Below are 5,749 nucleotides of genomic sequence, written 5' to 3'. Positions count from 1 at the left end.
CCCCGCTCCGGTGCCGGCGCCCGCCTGCGCCCGGCTCGTTCCCCGTCGGCGCGGCCCGCGGTGTCCGCGCCGGCCGGTGCCGTCGGTGCGGGCGGCACTCCCTTCGGGTCGCCCACCGGGCCGCCCCGCGGGAACAGCCACAGCGGCAGCAGCAGGACGGTCAGCGGGCGGCAGGCCATCTTGGCGGCGGCGAGCAGCAGGGACAGTACGGCGCCCGCCGTGCCCAGGTCGCCCAGGCCCAGCAGCCCGGCCGCGGCCGAGGGCAGCAGCCACAGGCCGCCGGCCACCAGCAGGACGCCGCCGTAGCGCCGGGCCGAGCGCTCGGCCAGCAGCAGCACGGCGACGCCCAGGACCGGGACGCCCACGGCGACCCTGGTCAGCACGGTGGCGCCGCGGGGGCGTGGACAGGCGAGCGCGACCCACTGGTCGTTGACCCTCAGCAGCCCGGCCACCCACCCGGCCAGGACCACCACGATCAGTGCCGATACCCCGCCCGCGGCGCGCACGGCGCGGTCCTTCGGCAGTGCGGCATGCCGCATCTCAGCCGGCGGCCGGCCCGGCGGCGAGGACCCGCGCCGGGCCGGCGGCGGAGCGGCCGCCCCTGACCCACAGCGTGACGTCGTTGTCGCCGCGGCCGGGGCGGCACTTGTACGCGTCCCACGTGTGCCGTTCGGTGCCCTCCTTGCCCGCGCGCCGGCAGGCCGCGGTGGTGTCGTAGTGCCCCGCCTCCCGCCAGGCGGCGTCCTCGGACGCGGTGGCCTGGGAGGAGGCGGTGGCGGGGGAGGCGGCCGGGGTCCACATGACGGCACCGGCGCTCAGACCGAGTGCGATCGCCGTGCGGATTCGGATAGGGCGCATGGTCGTACTCCTTGTGTCTCGCCCCCGAGCACTACCCGCCGCCACGGCCGTGAAGTGCGCGGCCCCCACGGCCCACCCGAACCGGTGACCTCCTAGTACCCCCGTTCCGGTCCCGAGGGGTGACGCCGCCGGGCGCGGGTGCCGCTCACCACACGAGCAGCAGAACGGCGACGGTGATCGCCTCCGCCTCTCCGTAAGGCAGTCCGAACCCCATCAGGGCGAGGATGATGGGCTGTGCCGCCCAGACCTCCAGCGTGTCCAGGAAGCCCGCGAGCCGGTGTGCGTAGCGGCGCACCATCGCGGTCTCGCGGGGGCTCAGCCGGCCGAGCAGCTTGGCCAGCAGCGCACCTCCGTGGCGCAGCGCGGTCACCAGCAGCCGCTGCCGGATGCGCCGCGCGGCGTCGGGGTCCGGGCCGGTGCCGGAGAAGAGCGCGGCCTTGGCGGATTCCAGGTGTCCGGGGTCGCCGGCGGTCTGCCGGACCCGGGTGATGAGGTCGTCGATGTCGGCCGCGGTGATGACTGATTCCCCCGTGCTGATCGTCACGCGCCCCTCCTCGGATGGCGTATGCGGGCTGTGGCCCGTGGGGCGGGCCGGTCCTCACGATCGGCCGCCCCGCGTCCCAGGCGCATGAGTCATCCGTCCCGGCCGCGCCCGTGCGGTGGGCCGAACGGCCCACGGCGGTGGTGATTTGACGGGGCGTCAGCTACGGTCCGGCTGCCGCATCCGCGACGAAGGAGGACATCCGCCATGCCCGTCACGGTCGTACGCCTCAACCTCGTCGATCCCGACGCGACCCCGCGCAGCCTGTCCGAGCGCTACCGCGCCGCCCTGGAGATGGCGGCCTTCGCCGATGAGCGCGGTGTCTCCACGCTCCAGACCGAGGAGCACCACGGCTCCCCCGACAACTGGCTGCCCGCCCCGCTGGCCTTCGCGGGCGCGCTGCTGGGCGCCACCCGCCGGATCACCGTCACCGTCTCGGCGCTGATCGTGCCGCTGTACGACCCGCTGCGGCTCGCCGAGGACCTCGCCGTGCTGGACCTGGCCGGCGGCGGGCGGCTGGTCACGGTCGCGGGGATCGGCTACCGGCCGGAGGAGTACGCGGCCCACGGCAAGGACTGGAAGGGCCGCGGGGCGCTGCAGGACGAGGCGCTGGAGACGCTGCTGGCGGCCTGGACGGGCGAACCCTTCGACTACCGGGGCCGCACCGTCCGGATCACCCCGCGCCCGTACACCCGCCCGCATCCGCCGCTGCTGGTCGGCGGCAGCTCACAGGCGGCGGCCCGCCGTGCGGCCCGGCTCGGCCTGCCGTTCTTCCCCAGCGCGCACCTGCCGGAGCTGGAGGCGTACTACCACGCGCGGCGGATGGAGTACGGCACCGAGGGCTGGTGTCTGATGCCCCAGGCGACGACCCCGCTGCTGCACCTGTCCGAGGACCCCGACCGGGCCTGGGCGCGGTACGGCACCCATCTGCTGTACGAGGCCCGCAGGTACGCGTCCTGGCAGCGGGGCACGGTGCGCTCGGCGGTGCGCTCACACGCCGGGGACGTGGAGGCGCTGCGCCGCGAGGGGGTCTACCGCGTTCTCACCCCCGAGGAGTGCGTGGCGTACGCGGCGGAGGGCGGCGCCACGGCGAGCCTGGTGCTCCACCCGCTGTGCGGGGGAATGCCGGTCGAGGAGGGCTGGCGGTCCCTGCGGCTGTTCGCGGAACGAGTGCTGCCCCGCCTCAAGGACTGAGGCGGGGCAGTTCTCCTGGTGCGAGGAGCGGGCGGCGAAGGGGGGTTAGCCCATCTCCTCCAACGCCTTGCCCTTGGTCTCCGGCACCCACTTGAGGATGAACGGGATCGAGAGCACGGCGAAGGCGGTGTACATGATGTACGTACCCGACAGGTTCCAGTCCGAAAGGCTCGGGAAGCTGGCGGTGATGGCCCAGTTGGCGATCCACTGGGCGGAGGCGGCGACGCCGAGAGCCGCGGCGCGGATCTTGTTCGGGAACATCTCGCCGAGCAGCACCCAGACCACCACGCCCCACGAGAGGGCGAAGAAGAGCACGAAGGCGTGGGCCGCGATCAGCGCCAGGACGCCCTGGGTGTGCGGCAGCTTGCCGTCGACCAGGTTCGCCGAGAAGGCCCAGGCCACCAGGGCGAGGGAGACGGCCATGCCCGCGGAGCCGATGAGGGCGAGCGGCTTGCGGCCGATCCGGTCGACGAAGATCATCGCGATCACGGTGCCGAGGATGTTGATGATCGACGTGGTGAAGGAGTAGAAGAACGAGCCGCTCGGGTCGACGCCGACGGACTGCCACAGCGTCGAGGAGTAGTAGAACGCCACGTTGATGCCGACGAGCTGCTGGAAGACCGACAGCCCGATGCCGATCCAGACGATCGGCAGCAGCCCGAACCGCCCGCCGAGGAGGTCCTTGAAGGTCGACTTGTCCTCACTGCGCATGGCCTGGTCGATCTCGGCGACCCGCACATCGAGGTCCACGCCCTTGCCCTCGACCTCCTCCAGGACCTGCTTGGCCTGGGCGGTCCGGCCGACGGAGATCAGGAAGCGGGGGGACTCGGGGATGGCGAAGGACAGCAGCCCGTAGAGGACGGCGGGGACCACCATGACGCCGAGCATCCACTGCCACGCCTCCAGACCGGCGATCCGGCCGCGCTGGTCACCGTCGGCGAGGTTGAGGATGCCCCAGTTGACGAGCTGGGAGATGGCGATGCCGACGACGATCGCGGCCTGCTGGAACGAGGCGAGCCGGCCGCGGTAGGCGGGCGGGGCGACCTCGGCGATGTAGGCCGGGCCGATCACCGAGGCCATGCCGATGCCGATGCCGCCGAGCACCCGCCAGATGGCCAGGTCCCACAGCGAGAAGGGCAGCGCCGAGCCGACCGCGCTGATCGTGAACAGGGCGGCGGCGATCTGCATGACGCGGATCCGGCCGATCCGGTCGGCTATCCGGCCCGCGGTGGCGGCGCCGATGGCCGAGCCGATCAGGGCGATGGCGACGACCTGGGCGAGCGCCGCGGAGCCGATGTCGTACTTGCCCCGGATGGCTTCGACCGCTCCGTTGATCACCGAGCTGTCGTAACCGAAGAGGAAGCCGCCCATCGCGGCGGCAGCGGTGATGAAGATGACATGGCCGAGGTGATCCGGCTGGGCCTTGCGGCCCTCGGCTCCCTGTACCTGCGCGGTGGTGGACAACGTGTACTCCTGACGCCCGCCCGGCAACGCTGCCGGACGTGGGGGGATGGCTGACCCTTCCAGCGGAGGCTGCCAAGACGTCGACCACCACTTGAAGGTAAAAGCAACGTTGCAGAGACTATTCCTTCAAGTTTCGAAGTCAATAGTGTGTGACAAAGAAGTCGCCGCAGTACGCCGACACACCTGCTCAAGCCTTGACTTCAAGTGTTGAAACGGTCACCGCAAGCGCTGGCTGATGACCTTGGAAACGCCGTCGCCCTGCATGGAGACGCCGTACAGTGCGTCGGCGACCTCCATCGTCCGCTTCTGGTGGGTGATCACGATCAGCTGGGACGCCTCCTGCAGCTCCTGCATGATCCGGATCAGCCGCTGGAGATTGGTGTCGTCGAGCGCCGCCTCGACCTCGTCCATCACGTAGAACGGGCTCGGCCGCGCCTTGAAGATCGACACCAGCAGGGCCACGGCGGTCAGCGACCGCTCACCACCGGACAGCAGCGACAGCCGCTTGACCTTCTTGCCCGGCGGCCGGGCCTCCACATCCACGCCCGTGGTCAGCATGTTCTCCGGGTCGGTCAGCACCAGCCGCCCCTCACCGCCCGGGAACAGCCGTGAGAAGACGCCCTCGAACTCCCGAGCGGTGTCCCGGTACGCCTCCGTGAAGACCTGCTCGACCCGCTCGTCCACCTCCTTGACCACCTGGAGGAGATCGGCCCGGGTCTTCTTGAGGTCCTCCAGCTGCTCGCTGAGGAACTGATGCCGCTCCTCCAGCGCCGCGAACTCCTCCAGCGCCAGCGGATTGACCTTGCCGAGCTGCTGGTACGCCCGCTCCGCGGCCTTCAGCCGCTTCTCCTGCTGCGCCCTCACATAGGGCGCCGGCCGGTTGCGCGGATGCTCAGGGTCCTCGGGCAGCACCTCGCCCTCGGCGGGCGGGGACGGCGGGACCAGCTGGTCGGGGCCGTATTCGGCGATCAGCCCGGCGGGTTCGACGCCCAGCTCCTCCAGCGCCTTGGCCTCCAGCTGCTCGATCCGCAGCCGCTTCTCCGCGCCCAGCACCTCGCCCCGGTGCACCGAGTCGGTCAGCTTGTCCAGCTCGCTCTTGAGGTCACGGCCCTGAGCGCGGGCGGCGTCCAGCTCGCGCTCCCGCTCGGCCTTGGCACGCTCCGCGGCGTCCCGCTCCCGCTCGGCCCGCACCAGCGACACCTCGACATGGGCCAGCAGCTGCCGGGCGCCGGACGCCACCGCGGACGCCACCTCGGCCTCATGGCGCAGCCGGGCGCGCCGCTGCTCGGCCCGTGCCCGTGCCTCGCGCTCGGCGCGTGCGCCCCGGTCGAGCGCGTCGGCCCGCCCCGCGAGCCCCTTGACGCGCTCCTCATGCGTGCGGACCTGGAGCCGCGCCTCCATCTCGGTCTGCCGGGCGTTGGCGCCGTCGGCCGCCAGCCGGTCCCGTACGGAGGTGTCCGGCTCCTCCTGGCCCGGTTCCTCCTCCGCCACCGCCAGCCGCTCGGCCAGCTCCTCCGCCTCCTCGGTCGCCCGCTCCAGCGCCTCCTCGGCCCTGGCGACGGCCGCGGCCGTCCGCTCGGCCTCCCCGGCGGCCCCGCGCGCCTGCCCGGCCAGCCGCCCCAGCGACTGCGCGACCCGCGACTTCTCCCGGTCCGCCGCGCTCCGCCGGCCCGCGAGCTCCTCGACCAGCTC

General features: G+C 72.6%; 5 protein-coding genes and 1 pseudogene. 1 reads left to right on the top strand and 5 read right to left on the bottom strand.

All coding sequences use genetic code 11. From position 1 onward, the window contains the following. The 3 genes and pseudogenes from AXW62_RS38935 to AXW62_RS38925 form a co-directional block, all read right to left on the bottom strand. A pseudogene (locus AXW62_RS38935) lies at positions 1–539 on the bottom strand (hypothetical protein); the annotation flags it as partial. A 1-nt stretch (position 540) separates the two neighbouring features. After that, a complete protein-coding gene (locus AXW62_RS38930; RefSeq protein WP_060948485.1) occupies positions 541–858 on the bottom strand; it encodes a hypothetical protein in 318 nt (105 codons plus the stop codon). 145 nt (positions 859–1,003) lie between these two features. Next, on the bottom strand, positions 1,004–1,402 hold the full coding sequence (locus AXW62_RS38925; RefSeq protein ID WP_060948484.1) for a YqxI family protein: 399 nt from the start codon (positions 1,400–1,402) through the stop codon (positions 1,004–1,006). 204 nt (positions 1,403–1,606) lie between these two features. On the opposite strand from AXW62_RS38925, the gene AXW62_RS38920 reads away from it, so the two are divergent. Further along, positions 1,607–2,593 carry an LLM class flavin-dependent oxidoreductase gene (locus tag AXW62_RS38920; RefSeq protein WP_060948483.1) on the top strand — a complete coding sequence of 329 codons (987 nt, stop codon included), beginning with the start codon at positions 1,607–1,609 and terminating at the stop codon, positions 2,591–2,593. A gap of 45 nt (positions 2,594–2,638) precedes the next feature. Here AXW62_RS38920 and AXW62_RS38915 read toward each other — a convergent pair whose 3' ends face one another. Next, on the bottom strand, positions 2,639–4,057 hold the full coding sequence (locus tag AXW62_RS38915; protein WP_060948482.1) for a sugar porter family MFS transporter: 1,419 nt from the start codon (positions 4,055–4,057) through the stop codon (positions 2,639–2,641). 216 nt (positions 4,058–4,273) lie between these two features. Further along, the coding region (locus AXW62_RS38910) for an AAA family ATPase (RefSeq protein WP_107406405.1) at positions 4,274–5,749 on the bottom strand (1,476 nt) is incomplete at its 5' end.

The sequence above is a fragment of the Streptomyces hygroscopicus subsp. hygroscopicus genome (assembly GCF_001553455.1).
GTDB lineage: Bacteria > Actinomycetota > Actinomycetes > Streptomycetales > Streptomycetaceae > Streptomyces > Streptomyces hygroscopicus.
The sequence above is the reverse complement of the archived record's forward strand: the minus strand, read 5'-3'. Positions and strand labels throughout refer to the sequence as shown.

Bases quoted from the DNA above. Each gene is read 5' to 3' on its own strand.
- AXW62_RS38930 (WP_060948485.1), bottom strand. From the start codon at position 858: ATGCGCCCTATCCGAATCCGCACGGCGATCGCACTCGGTCTGAGCGCC.
- AXW62_RS38920 (WP_060948483.1), top strand. From the start codon at position 1,607: ATGCCCGTCACGGTCGTACGCCTCAACCTCGTCGATCCCGACGCGACC.